We start from the raw sequence: 22,780 nt of genomic DNA, 5'->3' as shown, positions 1-22,780 counted from the left end.
GGCCGGTGCATAGAATTGCTGCTCATGCTGACAGCCTGGGGTGACGAGAGCGGTTCACAACCTGACCGCGACCCCAACACCTACCTCCTCGCCGCGGCATTGTGTGAGGACGACGATGTCCCGACCGTTCGGAAGGCCATGGAATCGCTCCGCCTGGGACACGAGAAGAAGGTGCACTGGCACGGCAGTAGCTCCGATCGTCGGCACGCGCTGGTCACAGCCGTGAGTGAACTCCCGCTAGCCGGGCTGGTGGTGATCCATACCGAGCTGGGCGCGTCCGACCGCCGCCACCGCCGCAAGTGCCTCGAATACTTGTTGCCGAACCTCGCAGAGATGCCCTGTTCCCACATCACCCTCGAATCCCGAAGCCACCTTGACGCCAGTGACCTCGACATACTGCAGAAGTTCCGTTCGCAGCAGGTCATCACGTCATCGTTGAGGGTCAACCACGCCATCGGCCGCGCCGAGCCGGCACTCTGGGTCGCCGACATTGTGTGCGGTGCTGTCGTCCAATCCCGAGTGGGAAACCCCGAATACCTCGAAATGTTGGCCGGAGCCATCGACCTCAAACAGATCTAGTCCGGAAACGACGCGAGCCACAGGCCTCGTCGTCCGGCGAGTAATCCTGCGGCTCACTTCCAATCCCACCGCAATGGGATGGCTACACATGCACTATAGCAACCGACACCAACTTCCATCAAAAAGCAGTAGCAAACATGTAGAAACTCGATCGAATCAGCTCTCCGTACAAGGTCCTGCTCAGTGGGCTGAAAAGTCCAGGCGAATCATCCTCGGTAGGGCGTTTCCGAACAGCGCACGGTCACGTCCGTGAATTGACGTTGCCGTAGCAGTTGAAGTACGGATTCGCGCCGCATCCCCTGGTCTGGGCCTGGTCCCACCGTGACCGACTTGATCGCGGACGGTACCGCGAATGGGTCGAGCGGCTGGTCCCAATGAAATCTGTGGAGTTGCACGTACGGCACCACCGCACCGGCCACGGATGTCCGGTACATGCACGGCATGTAGTACGTCCCGGATCCGAAGATCAGTCGCCACTCATCCTCTTCCTCGAATGCGGGATTCTTGAACCGGGCAAGGGCTGTCACTGCGGTGGTCATCGCCGACGAATAGCGGCCCGGGTCGATGATGCTCTCCGCAGTTTCCTCAAGGAGATCGTCATCGAGGCCGTAGATAACCTTGTGCAGCGAGGACTCACCGATGTACCCCACCGCATCGTCTCCTGCCCTTCCCCAAGGGATGTTCAGAGCCGTCAGAGCTGCTGTGCGGAACTCGATCGAGTAGCCTCCCCCATTCGCCCCATACCCCCTCCACTGACTGAGCAGATCGCCCTCTCGGCAGAAGCTGGTGACATACGCGGTGTGTGGGAGCCCGTCTTCGTAGCCGTCACCGGTGAACTCGCCGTCGCGGAGCTTGTCCGCGAAAGCATCCATGCGGGCTGCGACGACCGAATCGTTGCGCGGGACACCATCTCGAATCCGGTCGGCCAACGCGGATGCCGCATACCTGAGCTCGGCCGAATCGTTCAGGAACCGTGCATCCGTCGCCCACAGGGCGATCGAGCGAGTTCTAGGGACGTCCTCCATACCGGACTTCTCGGACAGGGCCCCTAGTCTGACCGGTTGAACGATTCCCAACAGCCCCGCTGCTGTTGTGTAATGGTGCAGCGTATCCGGCAATTCGACCATGACGGCATCGTAGGTACTGGGAACATCTCGGTCTTATCCGGGTGCAGGGTGTCGCGTAGAACAAGTGGTGTCGGAGCTCCTGCTCATAATGGATGAGATCACTTCGTGGAGAGGTGACTTCATCTCGCTGCGAAGGAGACACCGCACCTTGTCGAAGAAGCCCAGCCGCAAGTCTCAGAACCGTCCGCCTAAGCCCGCGCGAGTCGAGCGCAACACCATCGCACACCCTCAGGATATGGGTTCGGTTACGAGCCTCACGGTTCTGTACGAGCATCTGCAACCGGGGGTCGTCGCTGCGTTCAAGGCCCCGAGCGAGATGGGATACGACCGGTTACGGCAGGTCAAGCGGACTATGAAGCGGGTTCTCCCGAAAACCGTCACCACTCGTATCAGGCTGACTGGTTCCATGTCTGATTCGGTAGACGCGATTCTGAGAGAGCGCGATGTCGAGCACGAGGCTGCATACACCACCGAGCGGGGCGCGAATGTTGCGGTCGCGAAGACGATGGCTGCCGCCGACGGAACGTTCGACATCGTCATGGACGCCGGCCTCTTCTTCAACTTTGAGACCGACACTGCGGAAGAGCGGCGTGAGCAGACCAGGCAGGTCCTTCACCTGGCTGCCCACGAGCCGCAGCACGTGCTGTTGCACCTTTCCCGAACGGACTCGCACTACTACAAAGACGACATCACCTGTGCTCGTACACCGCGCGCCTACCGTGCACCGTTGGCAGAGGCCATCGATGAGTTCCGGTGTGAGCTCGCGGCCAACCGAATTGCCCCTAGTGCCCAGAGCCGAGAATCAGTCTTCGCCGACGACCTCACCCATATGCAAGAGGCGATCAATAGTGTTCGGCATCTCGTCGGCACCGATGAGATGTCCACCGCCTTGCAGGTGACGATGAAGGCGGTGCGCGAGATGTTCAAGGCACTCGCGTACCTTGCCGCGGAGTACGTTGCCGCAGGACGAGAGCCCGAGCCGCCGCATCCTCTGCCCCCCGCATGGGATCGGTACATGCGGGAGCTGTGGCCTGAGGTCTTCCAGCTCCTGCAGCAAGTACCAGCAGCCGACGAGCCGTGCAGCCACGAGCTGCTCACTGCAAGCCTCGAAGCGTTATGTGTGCGTTTCTCACGGTGGATGCACGACATCGGAATCCGCTACGAGAACCGCGAAGACGGGGAGGAGTGCTACTGGGACCATCAGGTCTACTAAGCACACGAATTGCAGGAACCCCCAGGGCACTCCGAGAGCGTCCTGGGGGTTTCTGTGTGGTGGGTCACCTCGACGTGCCGGATTCCCGGGCGGGGACAAATCCGAACACCTCACTGGTGATCACCACGGTGCGCGCATGGGCGTACTCGCACCGAGTCTTCAGTTCACCGGATGATAGTTCCCGGTGTCGTCGGAGATTTCCCATCGCCGACCTTCCCACACGACAGGCGAGAATTCGTCGGCGGGATCTTCGGGTTCGGCCTCGCCTTGGTCGATGTAGCCCATCATCGTGGCGACATCGACCGAGGCCGGCACGGCCGAATCGGTTCCCAACTTGGAGCCGGAGGTGGAACGGTTGGCGATGTCGGCGGCGATGAACTCGGCGAGATCGTCGAGGACCGGGCGCGGTTTCTGCTGGTAGTCACACTTGGCGCCCGTGCAGGTCTCGAACTCGGCGCTGGTCCGGAATCGGCTCAGCATCGGTGCGAGAACCTGCTGGTGCCAGTACGCAGGGCCGGTGGAGTAGTGCGTGTCCTTGGTCTTGGCGTAAGTGGCCTTCCACGCCGACATCGCCGCCGTGAGTTCTTCGACCATCGAGCCATGATGGAACCAGCACGGACGCACCTCGCGCAGCGCGTAGCGCTCCCGCAACCAGGAAACCCACTCGATCAGTTCCGTCCACAGCTCATTCGCTGCGGTCTCGTCGAGGTGTGGCCAGGCGAAGGGGCCGGGCGTGAAGTTGTCACTCACGACAACGCCACCGACTCGGGAACGTCGATCTCATCGGCCTTCTCGGATCCTTCGGCGGCCCAATCCGGTAGCTCACCGTCTTCGCAGATCTGGTTGTAGACCTTCTCGGAGGCGACCACTTTGGCTTTGACCGTGGGTACGTTCCACACCGTCGGCAGGTGCACCAATGCCGGTGCGGCGCCGCGGTAGAGGATGATCGCCTGGTCGGCGGGCATTTCCCGCAGGTTCCGGATCGACATCACCGGCCGTGACCTCGGTGCGTGATGTGGGGTGTGCCATTCGTCGTAGTCGCCGAGCAGCCGGGAGATCGACGCCAACTCCGCGTCGTCCATCAGGCCGGGCAGGATCACCCGCACCGGTGAGGTGGTGGTGAACATTTCGCCCTCGTAGGTGCCCCACCGCTTCTTGTTCTGCAGCTCACCGTGGGAGAACGCCCAGATCGAGATGCCACCGCCGCCGGAGTCGGTGATGAGCGAGGGCAGGTCCGGGATGGGTGCGACGTTGTTGACCTCGTCGAGGACCAGGGACATCGGCGGATCCAACCGCTCCTGCGGCAACTGGCGGCCGACTTTCTTGCCGAGGTGGTAGATCTCGGCGGCGAGGACGGAAGTGAATGCCCGGCATGAGCCGCTCTTTCCGTCGGAGACCAGGTAGACGGTGTTCGGTCCGGCCACCAGCTCCTCGAGGTTTTCGGACTCGTCGATCGGCACGTCGACGGCGGCGAGCAGCATCGGCGAGGCCAGCGACTCGAGCAGTTGTGTGGTGGCACCGAGGACATCGTCGGAGGAGTCGGATTTCGAGTCGAGGATCTGTTCGAGGTCGGCCGCCCAGTCCGGCAGCTCGGCGGCGAGGAGTTCGCGTACCTCCTGCACGCCGCGAGAGGCTACCCAGACCCGCACCGTGCGTAGGTCTTTGCCCAGGTGCGCGGCCGCGTACAGGTAGCACCGCATCAGTACCGCGGCCTTGCCCTTGAAGTACGAGGCATTCTTCGAGTCATCGGCTGGAAGGACGTTCACCAGCGCCGCCGCCCGGCGGATCGCGGTGTCGGGGTCCTCGCAGCCGGCCAGCAGCGACCACCGCAGCCGCATGTCCTTCGGCCACCGGGTGATGTTCTCGGGGTCGAACACCCGCACCTTGCCGACGCGCAGACGATGCGACACGGTCGACCACAACAGATCCGGTTTGGTCGAGGTGACCAGTGCGAACCCGGCCGAGGCCACAATCCGGTGCCAGGCGATGCGCCAGGACTTACCCGATCCGGTGGCACCCTCGATCATCACACCGTCGCGGTACTGCAAGAACACGTCGTCGGCGGCCGAGCGACTGCCGTAGAGCCGCCCGAGGCGCAGCGCGACCTCGCTGGCGGCGATCTTGCGGCTCGCGGTCTCACGCAGCGAAAACCGGTTGGACTTGGCTGCCTTGACCGCTTCCTTCCCCGTCAGCCCGCGGACGACCAGCTCCTTCCGATCGGCGTGGCCACGCTCGCGGGCCTTGCGCTGGGCCTGCCGCAGCATCATCCGAGTGCTAACGAAAATCCCAATGCCGGTGCAGGCCAGGGCGAGGACCCCGATGCACGCCCAGGTCAGCACCGGTCCGCCGGGCTGCGATCCTTCCGGCCAGGACGCCGCCGGATCACCAGGCGAGAGGAACAGGCCCTTGAGGACATCGAGGAACCCATACACGCCGGTGGGCAATGCGCCGCCGTGGCCGGCGAGGACACCCGAGAGGTAACCGCCGCCGACGACGCTGAACACGACACCTGCGGCCACACTCACCGCCGGGAAGAACCCGAACGGGACGACCCGTGGGGACGGAGGCTGCTGTGCGGCACTCACGACGGGTCTCCCATCGGGTCGGTGGCCACGGAGGCGTTCTGCCGGCGGCGATCGGTGTACGCGTCCGTGAGCTGCTCGGCGGCGGACAAGGTCGCGAACACGATGCATGCGATGCCCGAGACCGTCAGTGCCCCGGCGGCAGTGACCATGGGTGCCCAGGTGTTCGGGATCGCCCGGGAGAGAGCGTCGACCAGTGGGTCGCGGAGTACTGGGGCGAGAGCGGGCAACCACAGCAACCCGGCGGTCGAGACGGCGATGACCAGCCGGGTAATGGCGTCCTCGATGAGCTGACGGTTCATGCTGCTGCTCCCTTGATCACTTCGTCGGTGTCGGTGAGGGCGATTTCGGTGTCCGAGCGGACGTGTTCCATCAGGATCGGGTCGGCCTTGCCGTACTTGACCAGGCAGTGGCCCTTGTCGAGGGACATGATGATTTCCACCGATCCCGGTGGTAGGTGGTACATCCGGGCGGTCTCTTCGGCGTCCTCGAGCCGGTCCTGCCCGTAGAGGAAGACGATGCCGGCTTCCTTCATCAGCGCCCGCGCCGGTGAGTCCGGCGGTAGGTCGGAGATGTGGTGGAACGCGGAGACGGTGGACAGGCCAAGGCCGCGGGAGAGTTTCATGTTCTCGCGGAACACCTTGCCGGTGGATCCGTCGGCGACGTGCCAGCCCTCTTCGACCAGCAGCAGGGTCTGCTTGTGGTCGGCCGAGCGGGACGCGAGGACGTTCGCGAGCCAGGTGTTGATCACGGTCATGATCACCCGCAACGCCGGTCCCTTGGTCGGCAGCGCCGAGACGTCGAAGTGCACGAACGGGTGCTCGAGTGCCTCGCGGATCTCCGGGGAGGTGGCCCCGTCGACGAGGCCCTTGAGGTCGCCCTCGCAGAGCCGGCGCAGCGCCAGGCCGGGGTCGAGGCCCCACCGGCGGGACTCGTCCGCCCACAGCGGGCCGAGGACGTCGGCGCTGTCGGGGCTGGGGTTGAGCAGTTCGTCGGACAGTTCGATGAGGATCGGTTCGCGGTTCTCGGCGCGGGCACGGGCGCCCACGACCTTGAGGGCGAGGTCGACGGCGCCCTTCTCCTTCTCGGTCAGTTCGCGGCCCATCGTGTCTTCGATGACGGCACCGACCAGCGCTTCCTGACCGGCGGGGTCGACGCCGTCGACGCGGGCGCCGCCGGAGGCGATCGCCGGGTCGAGCAGGTTCAGTCGCATTCCTTGGGTGCCGGTGCGGAATCGGATCGAGCGGGCGCCGACGAACTGGGCGATGCCGCTGTACTCGCCACCCTTGTTGCCCTGGCGCTTCTTGTCGATGACCACGACCTGACGGTGCAGCGTCAGGGGGCGCAAGCACATCGCGGTTTTGATCAGCGAGGACTTCGCCTTGCCGATGTCCCCGATGACGGCGACGTTGATGTTCTCGATTTCCGAGCCGTACAGGGCGAACGGATCGGTGATCACCATCGACTGGGAGATCTTGTTCAGCCCCGTCATCAGCCCCTCGTGGCGGACCGAGCGGCGGGAGGTGGCCAGGTTCAGCGCTTCGCCCTGCCTGGTGGATGTCCACGAGCCTTCGACGCGGACCTCGTACCAGCCCCACCGGTCGAGCCACTTCTTTCGGGTCGGTGCCGCCCGACGGGCGACGGTACGGGGGATCTCGTCATAGGCCTGCGCGACGGCCACCTCGTCCGGGGCGACCGCGTGGATCTTCTTGCGGCCGCCGCCGAACCACCAGCGGCGGGCAGCTTTCCGGCCGTGTACTCGATGAGTGCTCGGGGCTTCGGGGGTGGTGACGGTGTCACTGCTCATCATGGTGGTAGCTCCAGGTCAGAGGAGACGGGTGGACTTCGCGCGGGTGTGTTTGGTGGCCGCCAGGCCCCGACCGAGCGGCAGAGTCAGGAACATCGCGACGTCGTGCCGGTGGTCTTGCCACTCGATTTCGGAGATTCCGCACTCGTCGGCTGCTTGTTCGACTCGCATACAGGCCCGCAGTGCGTCGTCCTCGTCGCGGCCGGTGACCGACAGGGCCATCGAGTAGATGACCCCGTGATGCCCGGTTCCGGGTTTGAGGTCCTGACGCCGCCGAGCGGAGGCGCTGGCCATCACTTCGGAGGTGCCATCGGTGGTCTTGCCCTTGCGTTCTTCGGCTATCTGCGTGGCCCGGTCCTGGGTGGCGTCGACCTTGGCGGCCTCGCGCGCCTTGGACGCCTCGACGAAATCCATCCGCACCATCACCGTCCGGATCGTGGGGGCGGCGGGGATCTCGTCGTCCCCGTGGTCAGGGGCAACACCGGTCAGCAACGGCGCCAACCACAGCGGACCGAGTTCGACCGGTTCGATGGACCGGGCCGGGATGGTCCCGACCCGGGTGTGCCAGTTCCCGGCCACCTCCACGGTGTCCTCGCCGCCGACATAGGAGGGCCAGCAGTTCTCCCACCGCACCCCCTTGTGCGACTCGAGCGGGAAGCTCGGATCAAGGCAGGCCCGGATCACCGCGCAGGCACGCTGCTCGCCGTAGACCTCGACCCGGCCCATCTTTGCCCGCTCGAGCGCACCGACCGCCCGCATCGTTTCGTCCCGAATGACCTGCGCGATACCGCCGATCAGCGGGGCGTCCTTCCGCCGGGCCACCCGGGCGCCCTCGGCCAACAGGTCCCCCGACTTGGGCAGGATCAGCACGACGTAGGCGCGGTGGCCCTCGGAGTAGGGGCGGATCCGGTCGATGAGCTGGCCGTAGGAATGAATCGCGGGCAACACCTGCTCGGCGGCCGGGCCCAGGCCCTTGATCTGCTCGGCGACCCAGGTCTCGTGCGGGATCAGATCTTCCGGGACGCTGCGGTGCAGGATCTCGATGCCGCGGACGAAGCTGCTGCGCTTGGCGAAACTGGCGAGTGTTCGCCCGAATGCCGATGAGGTCACCGCCCACTCCGGGTCGCCGCGCAAACCCTCGGCGAGACCCTGCATCGCGATCATCACCGAGTAGTAGTCGTTGTCGCCGGGGGTACGGTGCTCGACGATGAACATGTCGTCGAGACCGGTGCCGGTCAGATCGACCGGTTCGGCCCGGTAGAGCGGGACCGGCTTGTCCCACCCCGGATCGGAGGCCGGGTCACCGAACCGCGGATCGGTCGGGCTGACGAAGACGTGCTCACCGCGCTTGCGGCGCGCCTTGTTCCGGATCTGCTTTGCCTTGCGGCTGCCGTAGGACTCGCGGTGATCGATCTCGAGGGTCACCGCGAGAACCGACATGATCAACAGCAGATCGAAGACGAGAACCTGCCAGGACGAGCCGACCAGGAAGATCGCGGCGAGCGCGACGACGAGGGTGGCGCACCAGGAGATCACGACCGGTTCGGGGAACGGGAGGATGCCGCGCCGGGCAACTTCGCGGCCGAGGACCGCTGTGCGTTGCTGGTTCATCAGTTATCTCCATCCGCGTGTTCGGGGGCGTTCTGCGCCGCTGAGGCGGTCTTGTTCATCGCCGCACCGGCCGCGGCGAGCGCGATCGGGGCGACCATCCCGGTACCGACCCCGGCCGCGGCGCCGACCAGCTTCTTCTCCGCGCTGCCCATCGCCGCGCTCTTGGCACCGGACTTGCCGACGTGGCCACCGGACGGGGATTGGGTGTGATGTCCGGCGCTCGCGGCGTGGGTGCTCGACGCCGACCTCTGGTCCGCCGGCGAGTGCCCGCCGCCCGGACCACCTGTGACAGACGCGCCTCCGTTGTCGCGGCCCGGTGCGGTTGCGGCGCCGCGGTTGTGGTCGCCGGCACCGCCACCACCGGCGGCCGCCATCTGGTACATCCCGGCGCTCGAGCCGATGGTCTGCCCGGCCGAGGACCCGCTCGATCCGAAGTCCGCCGACTCCGCGGAGGTGGGCAGGACGGGTCCGTACTTGAGCAGCGAGAACGGTGCCAGTCCGATCATCACGAAGCACACCGCGATCAGGGAAAGCTGTCCCAGGGATTCGAGTTCGCCGTCGTCGGCCACCGAGCCGTGGGCGGCGGTGTTGATGACGGAGAAGATGCCGCCGAGCAGCAGCAACAGCAGGGGCTTGGAGAACACGACGCCCAGGAACGTCATCACCGGGCGGAGGGCCTTCTTCCGCCAGACGGGGTGTACCCACATGCCGAACGCGATGGCGGAGACGATCGCCAGCAACGGCAAGGCCGCCGCGTGCATCAAGAATCCGAAGAACATCGCCATCGCACCGAGGAACAACAGTCCGAAGCCCACGATCGCGGCGATGGCACCGCCGACCATCGTGGAGTCGGTCAAGGGCCCGAGGACCGCCGAAATGTTGTCGATCACCTCATCGGTGGTGGTGCCCAGGATCCCGACCAGACCGTTCGAGAGTTCGTGCGCCAACGAGATCACCATCTGCGCGATGCCCGGGGCGAACATCATCGCGATGATTCCCGCCGGCAGGTAGCCGAACAGGTCCTTGGCCAGCTCCATCGGCGGTCTGCTGCCGTCCGAGGCCTTGTGGATCGCCAGCAGCGTCATCAAGACCATCACCAGGATCCCCAGCCCGGCCGCCGCGGCGTACATGGTGAGGAAGGACTGGTTTGTCGGGTCGAACTCCCCCACCCCGGCCAACCCGTGCAGCACCGCGTTCGTGGTCGAAATCGATCCGGCCTTGAGTTTGTTTGCCCAGGAGTCGATCACATCGGACGGATCGCCCACGAAGTCGACGACCTTGTCGAGGGCGCCGAGGGTGCGGTCCCAGACCCAGGTGAAGCCGTCGGCGAACATCTTCCCCGCCTTGTACTGCGGGGTCGCCTTGAACGCGGACTCGAGGGCAGAGCCGAGCCGGTCGGAGAAGCTGGTGTTCTGGTCGATCCAGTTCATGGTTCCGCCGAACAGGGCGCCGATCTTGGTGTTCCACGCCGTGCAGGCTGTTTTGTCGTCCATGCGGTTGGTCTTGTCGCAGTTGACGAACATCGCATGCATGCACAGCACGTCCGGAGCCCCTGAGTTGCAGGTGTCGTCCCACGCGTCCGCCGGGACCATGTCGGCGTGCGGCTGCGCCTTCATGGCTTCGAGCGATGCCGGGTCGGGGGTCTTGGCCCAGTCGAACCCCCAGGTGCTCGAGGTCTTCGTGGTCCACCTCGCGACGTCGTCGGCGCACGTCGGCGCCGGTGGCTGCATCCCGGTGTCCCCGGCCGGGTAGCTGTCCGGGTACACCGCGCCGAGCACGGACTCATCGGTGATCGACAGGACAGCCTTCTTGTTCGCCTCGACATCGAGAGGGACACCGGTGATTCCGGATCCTTGTCCGCCCGCGTCGACCACGGCCTGAATCAGCACCGGGTTCTTGGTCAAGTTCAGGGCCGGTGCCCACATCGCCAGGCGGACATCATCGGGGGCGGTCCAGTACAGCAACCGCTTCTCCTCGGTCATCACCGATCCGACGTACTGACCGATGTCACCGCCCTTGTCCTTGCAGTCCCCGGTGAACCAGGGTGCGGACTTGAATTCGTCTGTCCCGGCGACGAACTTCTTCAAGTTCGCGGGGAAGCCTTCGGGCAGTTCCTTGGCCGACTTCGTGGCAGCCGACCCACCGGGACCCGCCTCCGGCACCGCGGTGGGCTCGGCCGCCGCCGGAGCCGCACACAGCAATGCGGGGAGGACCAGGGCGAAGAACGCCAGAATGAGTTTGCGCCACATCATCGGCCCCACCCCTTTAGTTGACGTAGAAGCTGTAGTAACCCCCCGCACCCTGCTGGGCGAGCGGGGAATCAGCGGCAGGGAACTGGGCATCCTTGAGCTCCGGGCCGCTGCTGAAGGTCCAGTCCACGGCCTTCCAGTCGTCGCCCTCCCACACGAGCTTCACCGTGGTCGTGGCATACACCGACAAGATCCCGACCTTGTCGGTGTCGGCACTGATCGGGGCCTGACTCATGCCCATCCCCCACTCCGACACCGTCGCCGAGTCCTGGGTGAAGTCGGTGACGGTCACGATCAGCGGGACGTTGTTGACCGTGCCCTTCGACTCCTCGCGGCCGCTGGCCGAGTCGAGGACCGTGGTCAGGGCCGTGCTGGGAGAGGAACCGACGGCGAGCTCACGCAACTTCGCCCCGTCGACCCGGCCCTGATCGGTCTGTCCGAGGGCCTGAATGAAGTTCACCGCCGCCGTCTGCGCGCCGGCCTGATCGCGGGTGTAGCCGCGGGGCACACCGTCGATGATCGTGTTCGGCCCGTGGGCGGTGCGGATCGCGTCGGAGCCGGTGACGTCGTCTCCCCCTCCGCTGGACGTCACCGCGATGATCAGGGCCACCACGACCAGAACCACCACACCGATCACGGCCGGTATCACCCACTTACGGCCACTGTTGGACGGTCCGCTGGTGCCCGTTGCGAAGGTCGGTCCCGACGCCGAGCTGGTACTCACCGAGGAAAAGTCTTTCGTCATGGTCCTTCTCGTTTCTGTTGCAGAGGGTTGATACACAAAGGGATGTGGGGGCCGCTATCCGCCGACGACGAACAAGATCGCGCCGATGATCACCCCGCCGCCGGCGAGGCATCCGAACGCCACCGCGCCGATCTTCGCTCCCTGTGCGGCGTCAGCCATTTCGGCGCCGTATCCGCCGGCCTTTGCGGCACGCATCTTGTAGATCTCGACGAAGAACTTGATCATCGAGGCGCCGAGCAGCACTCCCCAGATGGAGCCGATGACCCGCACCCACACGTTGTTGAAGGCCGGACCGAGCCATTCCAGGCTCGGTTTGATGCCGTCAGTCGGGTTCTGGATCTGCGCTGCAGCGGGTCCGGCGGCGAGCACCGTCATGGTCAGCACGGCCACCGTCGTGGTGGCGGCAGCAAGCAGGCGGCGGGCCGCGGTGCGGCGAGGTGTCCGGGTCATGGCTTCTCCTTCGGTGGTGGGGTGAGCTGCGGTGGTCATCGGCGGCGTCCTTTTGGTTGGTTGGTGGTGCGGTCCCACAGCGGGGTGGGTTCCGGGTGCGGTTCGCGACGCGGGTAGGGCGAGTCGGGTTCGGCGTACCGATCCGGCTGCTGGGGGTGGGACTCGCCGCGGCCGTAGCGCGGTTGGCGCCGCGGCGCGTTCGGTGGGCGCTGCATCTGCTGCGGGGCGTACGAGTCGGACAATGTCTGCGTCCGCCCGTAGGCACTGTGGGACAGCAGGTCGGCGATACCGGCAGCCACATTCGTGTAGGCCTCGAGTGTGCCCGCCGCCAGCCGGTCGTAGACGAGCCGGTTGCCGGTCGCGAATTGCGGCTCGTACGGCACCCGAATCACGTGCTCGATGCCCAGGTGCCCGAATTCCTTCGCGATGCCCTCCTCGAGGTTCGGGTCCGATTCGGGGGTGACCGTGGTCAGTACCACGGCCGAGCGCACCAGGTGCTCGAATCCGCGGGCGGCGATGCCCTCGAGCATCCGGTATGCCTGCTGTGCCATGTCCCGGCGCAGCGGCACCGGGACCACCAGCAGGTCCGAATGCTCGACCGCCCACAGCCAGTTCGGGGCGAGTGGGTTGTTCCCGGTGTCGATGAAGATCAGATCCCGGTGCCGGCGCAGGACCGCCATCAGGGCCGCGCACTCGTCCCAGCCGATCCCCCGTTCGCGGATCGTTGAGTTGTCTGCGGCGAGGACTTCGTCGAGGGTCGGTTGCAGGCGCAGGTACCGGCCCAGCACGCCGGACACCGCGGCGGCCGAGGCCAGCTCTGAGGCGTGCTCGAGCACGTCCCACGGCCCGAGTTCCGGATCGGTGGTGCGGGCGGCCCGGTCCCCGAGGGTGCCGGTGGCCTCGTTCGCATCCCAGGCGACGACACCGCGGCCGCGGTGGCGGCCGAAGGTGTTCGACAACGCCAGCGTGGTCGGCGTCTTCCCGGCCCCGCCCTTGAGGCCGATCACCGACACGACCGAGCAGCCCGGCAGGGACTGCTGGATCCGGGTGATCGACGTGCGGAACCGGACCTCGGCCGAATCCGGCTTGGGGAGCATCCGCAGGCCGGTGGCGGCGTTGAGCTTGCCGCGCCATCCCCAGGTGGCGGGGTTGGTGTCGGCCTCCCTCTCGGGGTCGAACAATCCCCCACCGGAGCGGACCGGGTAGGGCTCGGCAAGCGGCTCCTCGTTCGCGGCCAAGGCGTCCTGGCCGACCGCGTACGGGTCGGCGAACTGCTGGTCGTGGCCGGTCGTGTCGTATTCGGCGGACGCCGAATCGTCCTCGGTGCCGGGGGTTTCAGGTTCGGGTTCGGGTCGGGGGGTTTGGCGCTTGAGTCGCTGGGTGCGCAGGTTCACTGCGTTCTCGGCGCCGTAGTCGTTGGTGTGGTCGTTCTCGTTTCGCGCTGGTGTGCTCACGAGGGTTCCTTCGGGTGGGCTGGAGAGCGGGTTCTGGCCAGGGTCGTCGGTCATCGCGGCCGCCCCGCTACTGCTGGTCGGTGACGAGGAGGTCGGTCAGCCGGATCGCCTGCCACGCCTGGTAACCGGGCCGTTCGCAGTACTCACACGCCGGGTTGGCGTCGGTGATGTCGAGTTCGAGGGCGACCCCGGCCTTCGCCGCGGTGCCAGCCAACCGGTTTCCGTCGAGGTTCGGGTTGCTGATGTGCAGGAGCAACCGCACCGCGTCGAGTCCTTGCGCCTCACGCACCTTGCCGGCCAGGAACACCGCCTTGCCTGCCGCGGAGTTGTCCGCCGAGTCCTGATCACCGGCACGGTAGATGGTGTCCTTCTCGTGGAAGGTGCCGTACCAGGCGGCGTCGTTGACGTCGGCGTCTCTGCCGTCGTTGACCGCCGGGCCGGGGAGCACCGCGAACGAGCCGCGCTCGTCGCCGGCCGCATACAGCTCGACCAGCGGGGCCGCTGCGGCGGCCGCGGCAACGGCCTGCTGGCGTGCTGCGGTTTCGGTCTCGCGCTGGGTGTCGTAGTCGATGTCGAGCTGTTTGTAGAGCTCGCGCTTGATCTTCGGCCACATCGACCGAGACAGAAGCTTGTTGGTCTGCGCCCAGCTACGCAGGGCCGCGGTGTCGGCGCCGCGCAGCTCCTCGGCTGCCCCGCGCACCGCTTGCGCGGCCTTGTCCCATTCATCCGCTGCTGTGGCTGTCGCCATTCTCGTGTCCTTTCTTCGGGGATTTCCGCCCGGTGCCGGGCAGTTCTGGCGGGTGTCGGCGCCGCTGTCGGCGCGGTCAGCGTTCGGAGATCTTGTCGACCTCCCACCCGTCGGCGGTGTGCCCCAGAAGCACGTTCGCGGTGGTGGATCGGGTGCCGACCTCCGTGCCGTCGGGGGTGCGGGCGGTCTGGGTCACCACGAACACGCGGTACGCCTCGGTGGCGGTTTCCTCGGGGACCAGCTCCGGGGACGCGGCGACCTCGGCGGTGAGCGTGGCGTGTGCGGTTGCCCACTGGTTCCACTGCGCGCCGGGGCCGGTCACCGACGTCGTCGAGGTCACCGCGTCGACCAGCCTGGGCGAGAGCAGCGGGGTGGCCCGCGCGGCAGCGTCGTTCGGGCCGCGGTCGGTGTTGGTGTTCCAGCCGAACCACACCGTCAGCGCGGCCCGAGCGGTGGCGTCAGGGCTGGTCCGGTCGACCCCGGCGGCCTCGGGCGGCAGGGTCTGGGCCGCCGACGGCGGGGCCACATCGGCGGTGGTGTCGGTGCCGGGTGTCCACTGCTGGGCGCGGGCACCGGTTGTCGTCGCCGCGGCTCCGTCGCTGTCCGGCTCCTGCGCGGAGCACCCGGCCAGCAGCACCGCGGCGCACGCGGCGACACTCAGGGCGGCTCGCCGCCGGGTCTGGCTGAGCGGTGCGGTGCTGCTGGTCATGGTGGTGTCCTTTGCGGTGTCGGGGTCAGGCGGCGGCGGGCAGATCGGCGGCGAACGCGGAGGCGGCCCGGCGGGGAATGTTCTTGACGTAGGCGAGGGTTTCGGCGTTCTGGCACACCCCGCCCCCGCTGGCGGTGGCGCCGGGGCCGCAGTTGTACATCGACAGGTAGAGCTCGGTGAGGTCCCCGCGGATCTGTCCGGCGGCGAGCATCTCGGCGGCGATCCCGGCGAGTTCGCAGTCGTAGGCGGCCTGGGTCATCACCGCATCGGGGATGCTGCGGGTGTCCTTGCGGCCGTCCCCGTCCCCGTCGACCGCTTTCGCCGCCCACGTGCCGGGGATGAACTGGGTGGGACCGTCCGCGCCGGAGCCGGCGTTGTGCGCGTTGACGTCGAACTGGGCTTCGTTCTCGATCTGCGCGGCGATGATCGGGGCCGGGACCTGCGGGCAGGTCGCGGCGGCCTTGATGATCCACGGCTCGAACGCCGGGGGTACCGAACCCGGACGCAGCATCCCACCACCGGATCCGGGTGCGGGAGCACCGGCGCACGGACCCGTAGTCGGGGCAGGTGAAGTAGGGCCGCCCGGGACGCCGCCGTAGAGCTGGCCGGGAGCGGGGAAACCGTGGCCCGAGGTGGTGACGTGGACGTGGTCGAAGTGGTTCTGCGTCGGGGATCCGCGGTCCTCCATGAGGTTTCCCTCACCGGCGGCGGGCCGGTACTGCTGACGCCAGATGATGTACTGGACGTGGAAGAGGTCCTTGTTCGCCATCACGTAGTCGGCGACCGCATCGCCCAACGCTTTGCCCTCGGGGGTGTCCCAATTCGGGATCATGATGTCGGCGGCCCGCCCGGAGGGATGGTCGGGATAGGTGTCCTGCGGACGCCACCCGCCGATGGTGTCGACCTCGGGGAAGGTCGCGGCCACCGCCCGCGCCACCCGGACGGTGTCGACCTGCCAATGCGCTTCCGATCCCTTGGCCGCAGGCAGCGCCGCCATCTCCGGCCCGCTGGCCGCGGCCAACCGCACCTGCGCCGCCGGTGGCGCAGGTGCCACCGGGGTGGGCGCGGCCGAGGCGCCGTGCGAGGCCAGCCACGGCATCGGGTCGATGGCGGTGCCCCCGGACAGGCGACCGCCCGGCCAGACCTCGAAATGCAGGTGAGAGCCGGTCGATTCGCCGCCATTGCCCATCGCGGCGATGTGCTGGCCTGCGGTGACTCGGTCGCCGGTCTTGACCAGCACCCCGTCGTCGTACATGTGGCCATAGACGGTCGAGACCTTGCCGCCGTCGATCTCGCTGTCGACGACGATCCAGTTACCGAACCCGGTTGCCGGTCCGGCCGCCGTGACCACACCGTCGGCGGCGGCGTAGATCGGTGTCCCCGTCGGCCCGGCGAAGTCCACACCCTGATGGAAGGTGCCCCACCGCGGACCGAACGGTGAGGACAACTCGTACTGACCCTCGGCGGCGGGCATCCGAACCGAACCGGTCGGGCCGGGGGCCGCCGACCGCGTCGGGACACAGTCGGTGGGCGTAGGTGGGTTGTCGCTGCCCATCACCAGGAACCCGACCATCACCACCACGGCCGCAAGAACTGCGGCCGTGGCTTTGATGCCGGTGTTCGAGGAGCTGGGTGCATCACCCATCGTCATGTCCTTTGCGTGTGTCGTTTCCTTGCCCGCCCGGGCACGAAGGTCAGTAGCAGTGCGCTACCGCGAACTCGGATCTCCGCCCGGTGGGAAACGCTCTCGCCCAAGAGGTGTCCCACCTGCGGATGTGAAGGTTCCGGCTATCCCCCGATCGCCTTGGTCGCGATGTCCACCACGACCTGCAGAGCAGTGCGCTTCCCGTCGATCAGCCAGGTGTTGTAGGCCTCGTGGACCTTCGATCCCAGAAAGCTCGCCGCGGTGAACCCCTCGTCGAGGAGAGCGGTGAGGTTCATGGCATTCGGTGACGTCGCCGCAGTGAGCGCGGAGCTGCCCAGCCCCACGAAATCGCTGTTCGCGGCCTGCGCACCCATCAGCGTGGTCAGTGCATCGGCGGGGGCGTGCAGCTGCTCCGGCGACATCTTCTGCCCCGGAACCACCACGGCAAGGCCGACATTGGCCAGGTCCAAGGTCAGCGGCAACAGCTGCCCGAGCGCGAGGAGATTGCCGGTCTCGGCGACCTGCCAGGCCACTTCCTGGATCTGGCCGATATCGCGCGCCAGCCGGATGACGTCAACGTTCCCGAGCAGATCGAGCACCATCGACGCGATCGCTGCCGTTCCCGACGGGTCCGGGATAAGCCGGATCAGCTGGGCGATCGACTTCACGTCGACCCCGGCCGACATCTTCACCAGCGGCGAGAGCTGGTTGTTCAACTCGCCCGCCACCTGGTGTGCGGCCTTGACGTTGCCGGCCAGCAGATGTCCGACCAGGGTTTGCAGGTTCGTCACCACACCCGGGTAGTCCACCGACGTCACACCGGCGACCACGCCCAGGATCTGGTTGATGATGGTCACCGGCTTGATCGCCGAGAGCACCGACGTCGCGGTCTGGAGTTGATCAATCGGGGTGCTCGCGATCGGCGCAAGTCCCGTGGACAACTGCTGCGCCGGAGCACTCAGGTCCGCATACGAGGCGGCCGCCGTAGCCGGTACGCCGCCGCCACCGGTAGAGCTGAGGATGGTGTTCGCCATCTGCACGACCGAATCCGCGGCATCGAGCACCTTCGGAATATCGACCTGGTCGAGCGAGTCGACCACCGAGTTCGTCACCGACTCTGGCGAATCGGCCGGCGCCTCCCGTAGACCTGCGCGGGCCGCGGGATTGGCGGCCATCCATGCGCTTGTCTCGGCGATCGGGGCCAGCGTGCCCTGCACGAGCTGGGCCTGCTGGCGCACCGCGGCGACATCGACGGACTGCGACATCGAATTCGGAGCCGAGGCGGACTGGAGTCGGTCGACGGCCGAGGCCAACGACTGTGCCGCACCCGGTGCCGACGCCAGATCGGCGATCCCGTAGTCGGAGCTCACCCCGGTGATGAATTGGGCCGCATCTCCACCGGTCGGTGCAGTATTCGCGGTCGCGGTGGTTTCCGAGATCGGGGTGGTCGCGGTGGTGGCGGCCGCTGATGCTGCGGTCGGGGCCACCGCGCCGGGTGGATTGGCCAGTACCCGGCCCAGCGAGGCGAGGAACGTGTCCTGGCCGGCGTTGGTGTTGCAGTACTTGTCGCCCGGGTTGCAGATATCGAACACCCGGCCCGACAGGGCGCCGAACCCTTCGGCCGCGGGTCCGGCGATGCCCTGGCCGTCGAGTTTGGGCCCGACCAGCTGGGAACCCTTCGTGCCGTTCTTCGGGTTCGCCACCAACACCACCGAACGGATCGCCGAGGCGGGAACCGGTCCGCGACCGGCGCCGATGTTCACCGCGACGTCGTTGGCGACATCGGCGCCCTGCGAATAGCCAGCAAGGACGAAACTCGACGTCGGGCAGCGTGCCATCACGTTCGACACCGACTGCACTCCACCGGTTTTCGACGTCGCATACGACATGCCGGTTTGCACAAATGCCTGCGCCGCGTAGTTCGGGTACACCGTTTCGATCGAGGCGCCGTAGCGCTTTTCGAGTTCGTCGCCGACCGAACCCAACAGCCCCGCCGGTCGCGACGGATCCGCGGACGCCGTCGTTTCGGTCGTTCCCGGGACCAGGACCGCGATGAACCGGGCACAGTCGGTGCCCACGGCCGCGGCCGCCGGTACCGGTGACATCACCGCGGCCGCGGCCGCACCAGCAATCACTACTGCGGTAGAAATCCTTTTCCGCATCATCAGCTACTTCCCCACGGATTCGACGGACGCGATGAACACCCGGCCATCGACCACAGCGGTCGTGACCTTCTGCAGGTACTGCTTCTCTTCGCCACCGGGCGCGTACTCGGTCAACCCGATCGAGTACGTGTCCGGGGCAACACCGGTGACCGTGAGGCAGTACGTCGTCCCTGCCGGAACGGAGTCGATTCCCGCCTGTACGGCTTTGGCCGAATTGAACGGGGCGCCTGGTGCGACCAGGGCCCGCACCGCCGCACCGGATCGTTGCACGTAGTAGGCGTGCTCAAATGCAGCGATCACACCCTCTGCACTGGCCTGATCACCCTGCGCGGCAGGACACCCAAGCTCGGGAGCCGTCGACGTTGATGACGGCGGACCTGTTGTCGGGGCGATGCTGTCCAGCGAGACCGGGTCACTCGGTGACCACTTACCCACGAACGAGACCACGATGATTACGAGTGCGACCAATACCGCAATAGTCGCCATCGACAACACCAGAAATCCCAGCTTGCGGCCGTTCTCGCCGCCGCCGGAGACGCTGGGTGTTGGACCAGTTGCGGACAACACCCGGGGGCCTTCGCGACCATCTGATCGCCGTGCATTTCTAGCCAACTTCGCTCACCGCCTTCTCGTCGAGAAGCGATTCAGTTGGCAACTTCTGTGAGGTCCGGACCCTGCGGGTGGAGATCACCTGCACACCCATAAAGGTGCTCGCCAGCAGGCACATCGCCACGACACTGCAGAAGCCAGTCGGTGCTTCCCAGTAGACCGGGCTGGTGCCAGACCAGGCAGTGACAGCACCCACAGCAACAACCTGGCCCGTCACGGTCGATCCCACACTGGCCCCGGCGGCCCACACACCGTCCGCCCCGACAATCAACGCGCTCGTCGCAATCAGAAATGCGATGAACCCGTACACGATCGCGATCGCGATCACCGGCCCGCCGCCACCTAGGTGAATGACGAACGCCGTGACCGATGTCGCCGCAGTCTCGTATAGATCAAAACCGGAATCCCACGGAGCCGGGTCAGGTGAAATCCAATGACGTAGAGCCTCAACCCAGTTCCCTGCGCCCAAGACGGCCGTGGTGGCGGCGATGCGCACCACCCAGCCCGCGAAGGACAACCCCGCTGCGGACAGGGGGCGTCGCTCGACCCGGACAGTCGATCGCCTCATCATCATCACCGCCACCGATGCCCCTACGTGCTCACCGGGACGGGGAGACCCGCGGCGACGGCATTGCTGACCAGCTGCGAGGCCAGACCCGGTGTGGAGTCGCCGAAGAACGTGTCCAACGCTGTGTCGACCTGCTCGAGCGCCTGCTCCCCGCCAGGCTGGGCTGCTGCGAAGTCGCGGACCTGCTGGTCGATGACGGGGGCCGTTTCGACGATGTCCTGCACCGTTGAGACGACCTGGGCGCCGACCGGGTTGGCCTCCCACTGCTCGAGGACCTGCTCGGTCTGCTCCGTGATGGCCGCCTGGTCAACGTCCGGGACCTCGACCTCCTTCGGCTCACCCTTGTCCGCGGCCGCGAACGGGGTCACCGCGGCAGCCGCGCCGAGACCACCGAGGGCCGCGGCGGCGACGAACGCGGGAGGGGCGCAGGCCGCCGCGCCAGCTGCAGCCCCACCAGCGGTGGCAATGACGCCGACCGGGGCCCATCCGATTCCAGGGAGGAAGACGTTGCCCGCGCTCATACCGACGATCCCGGCGACCGTGCCCGCTGCAAGAGCACACGCGGTACCGGCCACGACAGCGGCCCCCGTCCCGGCGGTGACCGCACCAATAGCACCTGCGCCGACCTGCGCCGCCGAGATCCGCTCGGCGCGGGAGGTCTCCACACCGAGTGACCGCCAGAATGTTGTCGCACCGGACTCGACAACCGCGACGGAGTTGTTGGTGCGGTCTTTGTCGACGTCGGACACCCAGTTCGGCTGTTTGAGGTGCAGCTCACCGAACCGCAGGGTGTCTCGCGGCGCGATGAACGGCTTCGTGGGCTCCACCCACTGCGGAAGGTGTAGATCCTGAAACTGCACCGGCGCGACGTCGTCGTAACCACTCTCCGGTTCGACGTACTTGTTGTTCTCGTAGTCGAAGTTCGGGATCGGCTGGTAAACGATCGGCTCCGCTGGTGCCTCACCCCAGTACACCGGTTCCGGCTGGGGCTCGGCGGCCTCAGCCGGGGCGGGCGCGACCGGCGCAGGCTCAATGGGAGTAGTGATTCCCGGCTGATCTGCGGGCGTCTCGGGGGTCGTGATTCCGGGTTGGTCCGGGGCGGCGTTGGCGATCCCGTTCGTAGCGAACCCGATTACGACCGTGACCGCGCCCAGAAGTGCAATCTTCTGAGTTGCCCCCTGCTTCCGGAGGCGGTGCTGTCCGCCGGATTCGTTGTGACTCATGTACTTACCCTTCGATTCGTTGGGGTTGAGACGTTTGGGTGGATCAGCCAATCGGGCCGTCAGCGGCGAGGCCTCTGACGAGAGAGGAAGGCGGGGGATGGTGAAGGCTGTCAGGTGTGGGGACGAGAGTGCCGAACGGCGGGGACCAGTGAATGGCCAATCGGGCACGTCGGAAGCCCTGTGAGCGAGACACTCACGCAGACATGTCCTGGGCATCGGCCCGGACAGGAACTGACCACACCGCACCGGGTCCACACCGCCGCGAGAAGTGAGGGTGGGAGCTCGTCGGCCAATGCCGGGGCGCAGTCCTGTAGACGGAGGGCGTCGGAGGTGTGGTCAGTCGGAGCGAATCCCGAGGTTGATGCCTGAATTACACTCGAAGTCATCGAGTCCTCCAGATGGGTACGGCAACGGACCGCAGGGACTCGAGGTTCCGCGGTGTGGACGCGCAACGCGTGGAAACGTCGCGGTAGAGAACAGATCCCAGGTGCGCACCGGGACGCCAATCACGAGCGCACCTGGGATCCCTTCTAGGCTGCGATGCTGCATACGAGGTCCGGCATGACCTCTCATCGTCAACCGTTTCAGCTGCGTCGGAGCTTGGCGAAAAGCCCGCCGGCAGCTGAGTCTCTTCGGGGCTGGGAGCGTCGCCCGGTCCGCGATGGTTCCCGCCTCGCGAACGTCCTGATCAGACCGCATATCCACCCCCGTTTCCTGGTTTAAGTGCTCAATTTAAAACCGGACAACATGACCGTACTATATCGCAACATACTGGGACGGCATAGATTGGAGTCAGGCAAAGTGGGGGCTCATGCGCGGGAGCAAGGGATGAGCAGACGAAAATTGCGGGGATTTGCTCCCGCGGCCCTCAAGAAGGCACGTGAGAAAAAGAAGCTCTCCATTGGGGAGTTGGGGCGCCTCGCGGAAGTGAGCCCAGGCGCTGTCCTGACCTGGGAAACAGGCAAGAGCACCCCGCAGGCCGACAGCCTCAAGCGGGCCGTCGCCGTTCTTGGAATCGCCATGGAGGACGTCGTCAAAATCAAGCCCGATCAGCGCTACTTGGGCGATCTGCGGGTTTTTGCGGGACTCACGCAACCGCAGCTCGCCGCAAAGATCGGTATCTCCACGACTGCCCTCGCAACTGTCGAGCGGGGCCATTCTCGCCTGAAAGAAGACGTGGCTCAGCGGATGGCCGAAGAGTTCGGCCTTACCGTCCAGGACGTCAAAGATGCGTACGAACGCACCCGCACTCGGCCTCCGCATACGTCTCCGTAGCTGTCGGCGCACAGTCGTCTT

At 66.5% G+C, this 22,780-nt stretch carries 20 protein-coding genes; 3 read left to right on the top strand and 17 right to left on the bottom strand.

Translation table 11 applies throughout. From position 1 onward, the window contains the following. Positions 1 to 24 precede the first annotated feature (24 nt). Complete coding sequence (locus ACFVJ3_RS23065) at positions 25 to 579, top strand: hypothetical protein (RefSeq protein ID WP_378454241.1); 555 nt, start codon at positions 25 to 27, stop codon at positions 577 to 579. A gap of 206 nt (positions 580 to 785) precedes the next feature. On the opposite strand, the gene ACFVJ3_RS23060 is transcribed toward ACFVJ3_RS23065, so the two are convergent. Further along, on the bottom strand, positions 786 to 1,604 hold the full coding sequence (locus ACFVJ3_RS23060) for a DUF2971 domain-containing protein (protein WP_378454240.1): 819 nt from the start codon (positions 1,602 to 1,604) through the stop codon (positions 786 to 788). Between the two features lie 250 nt (positions 1,605 to 1,854). Between ACFVJ3_RS23060 and ACFVJ3_RS23055 the strand changes: the two genes are divergently transcribed. Beyond that, the gene (locus ACFVJ3_RS23055; protein WP_378454239.1) at positions 1,855 to 2,919 is read left to right on the top strand and encodes a hypothetical protein; all 1,065 of its coding nucleotides are present in this window, start codon (positions 1,855 to 1,857) and stop codon (positions 2,917 to 2,919) included. Positions 2,920 to 3,078: 159 nt separating this feature from the next. Here the strand turns inward: ACFVJ3_RS23055 and ACFVJ3_RS23050 are convergent, their stop codons facing one another. From ACFVJ3_RS23050 to ACFVJ3_RS22975, 16 genes are all read right to left on the bottom strand, one after another. Beyond that, positions 3,079 to 3,669, bottom strand: coding sequence for a hypothetical protein (locus tag ACFVJ3_RS23050; RefSeq protein ID WP_378454238.1), 591 nt, complete (start codon positions 3,667 to 3,669; stop codon positions 3,079 to 3,081). After that, entirely contained in the window at positions 3,666 to 5,504 is a 1,839-nt protein-coding gene (locus ACFVJ3_RS23045) for a type IV secretory system conjugative DNA transfer family protein (protein WP_378454237.1), read from the bottom strand. Before ACFVJ3_RS23045 ends, ACFVJ3_RS23050 begins: the two co-directional genes overlap by 4 nt. Further along, the gene (locus tag ACFVJ3_RS23040) at positions 5,501 to 5,803 is read right to left on the bottom strand and encodes a hypothetical protein (protein WP_378454236.1); all 303 of its coding nucleotides are present in this window, start codon (positions 5,801 to 5,803) and stop codon (positions 5,501 to 5,503) included. Before ACFVJ3_RS23040 ends, ACFVJ3_RS23045 begins: the two co-directional genes overlap by 4 nt. After that, positions 5,800 to 7,311 carry an ATP/GTP-binding protein gene (locus ACFVJ3_RS23035; protein WP_378454235.1) on the bottom strand — a complete coding sequence of 504 codons (1,512 nt, stop codon included), beginning with the start codon at positions 7,309 to 7,311 and terminating at the stop codon, positions 5,800 to 5,802. The genes ACFVJ3_RS23040 and ACFVJ3_RS23035 overlap by 4 nt, the downstream gene beginning before the upstream one ends. A 15-nt stretch (positions 7,312 to 7,326) precedes the next feature. After that, a complete protein-coding gene (locus tag ACFVJ3_RS23030) occupies positions 7,327 to 8,919 on the bottom strand; it encodes a hypothetical protein (RefSeq protein WP_378454234.1) in 1,593 nt (530 codons plus the stop codon). Next, positions 8,919 to 11,171, bottom strand: a complete 2,253-nt coding sequence (locus ACFVJ3_RS23025; protein ID WP_378454233.1) for a hypothetical protein — start codon at positions 11,169 to 11,171, stop codon at positions 8,919 to 8,921. Before ACFVJ3_RS23025 ends, ACFVJ3_RS23030 begins: the two co-directional genes overlap by 1 nt. A 13-nt stretch (positions 11,172 to 11,184) precedes the next feature. Continuing rightward, positions 11,185 to 11,913 carry a hypothetical protein gene (locus ACFVJ3_RS23020; RefSeq protein WP_378454232.1) on the bottom strand — a complete coding sequence of 243 codons (729 nt, stop codon included), beginning with the start codon at positions 11,911 to 11,913 and terminating at the stop codon, positions 11,185 to 11,187. 54 nt (positions 11,914 to 11,967) lie between these two features. Then, positions 11,968 to 12,402: a hypothetical protein gene (locus tag ACFVJ3_RS23015; protein ID WP_378454231.1), complete on the bottom strand. Its 435-nt coding sequence runs from the start codon at positions 12,400 to 12,402 to the stop codon at positions 11,968 to 11,970. Then, positions 12,399 to 13,817, bottom strand: a complete 1,419-nt coding sequence (locus tag ACFVJ3_RS23010; protein ID WP_378454230.1) for a ParA family protein — start codon at positions 13,815 to 13,817, stop codon at positions 12,399 to 12,401. The genes ACFVJ3_RS23015 and ACFVJ3_RS23010 overlap by 4 nt, the downstream gene beginning before the upstream one ends. A gap of 67 nt (positions 13,818 to 13,884) precedes the next feature. After that, a complete protein-coding gene (locus ACFVJ3_RS23005) occupies positions 13,885 to 14,565 on the bottom strand; it encodes a hypothetical protein (RefSeq protein WP_378454229.1) in 681 nt (226 codons plus the stop codon). A gap of 76 nt (positions 14,566 to 14,641) precedes the next feature. Continuing rightward, positions 14,642 to 15,274, bottom strand: coding sequence for a hypothetical protein (locus ACFVJ3_RS23000; RefSeq protein WP_378454228.1), 633 nt, complete (start codon positions 15,272 to 15,274; stop codon positions 14,642 to 14,644). 25 nt (positions 15,275 to 15,299) lie between these two features. Beyond that, positions 15,300 to 16,919: a peptidoglycan DD-metalloendopeptidase family protein gene (locus ACFVJ3_RS22995; protein ID WP_378454227.1), complete on the bottom strand. Its 1,620-nt coding sequence runs from the start codon at positions 16,917 to 16,919 to the stop codon at positions 15,300 to 15,302. A gap of 143 nt (positions 16,920 to 17,062) precedes the next feature. Then, positions 17,063 to 19,054, bottom strand: coding sequence for a cutinase family protein (locus ACFVJ3_RS22990; protein ID WP_378454226.1), 1,992 nt, complete (start codon positions 19,052 to 19,054; stop codon positions 17,063 to 17,065). Between the two features lie 33 nt (positions 19,055 to 19,087). Next, on the bottom strand, positions 19,088 to 19,651 hold the full coding sequence (locus ACFVJ3_RS22985) for a hypothetical protein (RefSeq protein ID WP_378454225.1): 564 nt from the start codon (positions 19,649 to 19,651) through the stop codon (positions 19,088 to 19,090). Between the two features lie 37 nt (positions 19,652 to 19,688). Next, positions 19,689 to 20,276 carry a hypothetical protein gene (locus tag ACFVJ3_RS22980; RefSeq protein ID WP_378454224.1) on the bottom strand — a complete coding sequence of 196 codons (588 nt, stop codon included), beginning with the start codon at positions 20,274 to 20,276 and terminating at the stop codon, positions 19,689 to 19,691. An 8-nt stretch (positions 20,277 to 20,284) separates the two neighbouring features. Continuing rightward, on the bottom strand, positions 20,285 to 21,484 hold the full coding sequence (locus ACFVJ3_RS22975; RefSeq protein ID WP_378454223.1) for an insoluble domain protein: 1,200 nt from the start codon (positions 21,482 to 21,484) through the stop codon (positions 20,285 to 20,287). 828 nt (positions 21,485 to 22,312) lie between these two features. On the opposite strand from ACFVJ3_RS22975, the gene ACFVJ3_RS22970 reads away from it, so the two are divergent. Continuing rightward, positions 22,313 to 22,759 carry a helix-turn-helix domain-containing protein gene (locus ACFVJ3_RS22970; RefSeq protein WP_378454222.1) on the top strand — a complete coding sequence of 149 codons (447 nt, stop codon included), beginning with the start codon at positions 22,313 to 22,315 and terminating at the stop codon, positions 22,757 to 22,759. Positions 22,760 to 22,780: the final 21 nt, after the last annotated feature.

It is taken from the genome of Rhodococcus sp. NPDC127593 (assembly GCF_042671975.1).
GTDB lineage: Bacteria > Actinomycetota > Actinomycetes > Mycobacteriales > Mycobacteriaceae > Rhodococcus_F.
This window is presented reverse-complemented; position numbering and strand designations above follow the sequence as displayed.

Bases quoted from the DNA above. Each gene is read 5' to 3' on its own strand.
- ACFVJ3_RS23065 (WP_378454241.1), top strand. From the start codon at position 25: ATGCTGACAGCCTGGGGTGACGAGAGCGGTTCACAACCTGACCGCGAC.
- ACFVJ3_RS23060 (WP_378454240.1), bottom strand. From the start codon at position 1,604: ATGGAGGACGTCCCTAGAACTCGCTCGATCGCCCTGTGGGCGACGGAT.
- ACFVJ3_RS23040 (WP_378454236.1), bottom strand. From the start codon at position 5,803: ATGAACCGTCAGCTCATCGAGGACGCCATTACCCGGCTGGTCATCGCC.
- ACFVJ3_RS23035 (WP_378454235.1), bottom strand. From the start codon at position 7,311: ATGATGAGCAGTGACACCGTCACCACCCCCGAAGCCCCGAGCACTCAT.
- ACFVJ3_RS23030 (WP_378454234.1), bottom strand. From the start codon at position 8,919: ATGAACCAGCAACGCACAGCGGTCCTCGGCCGCGAAGTTGCCCGGCGC.
- ACFVJ3_RS23025 (WP_378454233.1), bottom strand. From the start codon at position 11,171: ATGATGTGGCGCAAACTCATTCTGGCGTTCTTCGCCCTGGTCCTCCCC.
- ACFVJ3_RS23020 (WP_378454232.1), bottom strand. From the start codon at position 11,913: ATGACGAAAGACTTTTCCTCGGTGAGTACCAGCTCGGCGTCGGGACCG.
- ACFVJ3_RS23015 (WP_378454231.1), bottom strand. From the start codon at position 12,402: ATGACCACCGCAGCTCACCCCACCACCGAAGGAGAAGCCATGACCCGG.
- ACFVJ3_RS23005 (WP_378454229.1), bottom strand. From the start codon at position 14,565: ATGGCGACAGCCACAGCAGCGGATGAATGGGACAAGGCCGCGCAAGCG.
- ACFVJ3_RS23000 (WP_378454228.1), bottom strand. From the start codon at position 15,274: ATGACCAGCAGCACCGCACCGCTCAGCCAGACCCGGCGGCGAGCCGCC.
- ACFVJ3_RS22995 (WP_378454227.1), bottom strand. From the start codon at position 16,919: ATGGGTGATGCACCCAGCTCCTCGAACACCGGCATCAAAGCCACGGCC.
- ACFVJ3_RS22975 (WP_378454223.1), bottom strand. From the start codon at position 21,484: ATGAGTCACAACGAATCCGGCGGACAGCACCGCCTCCGGAAGCAGGGG.
- ACFVJ3_RS22970 (WP_378454222.1), top strand. From the start codon at position 22,313: ATGAGCAGACGAAAATTGCGGGGATTTGCTCCCGCGGCCCTCAAGAAG.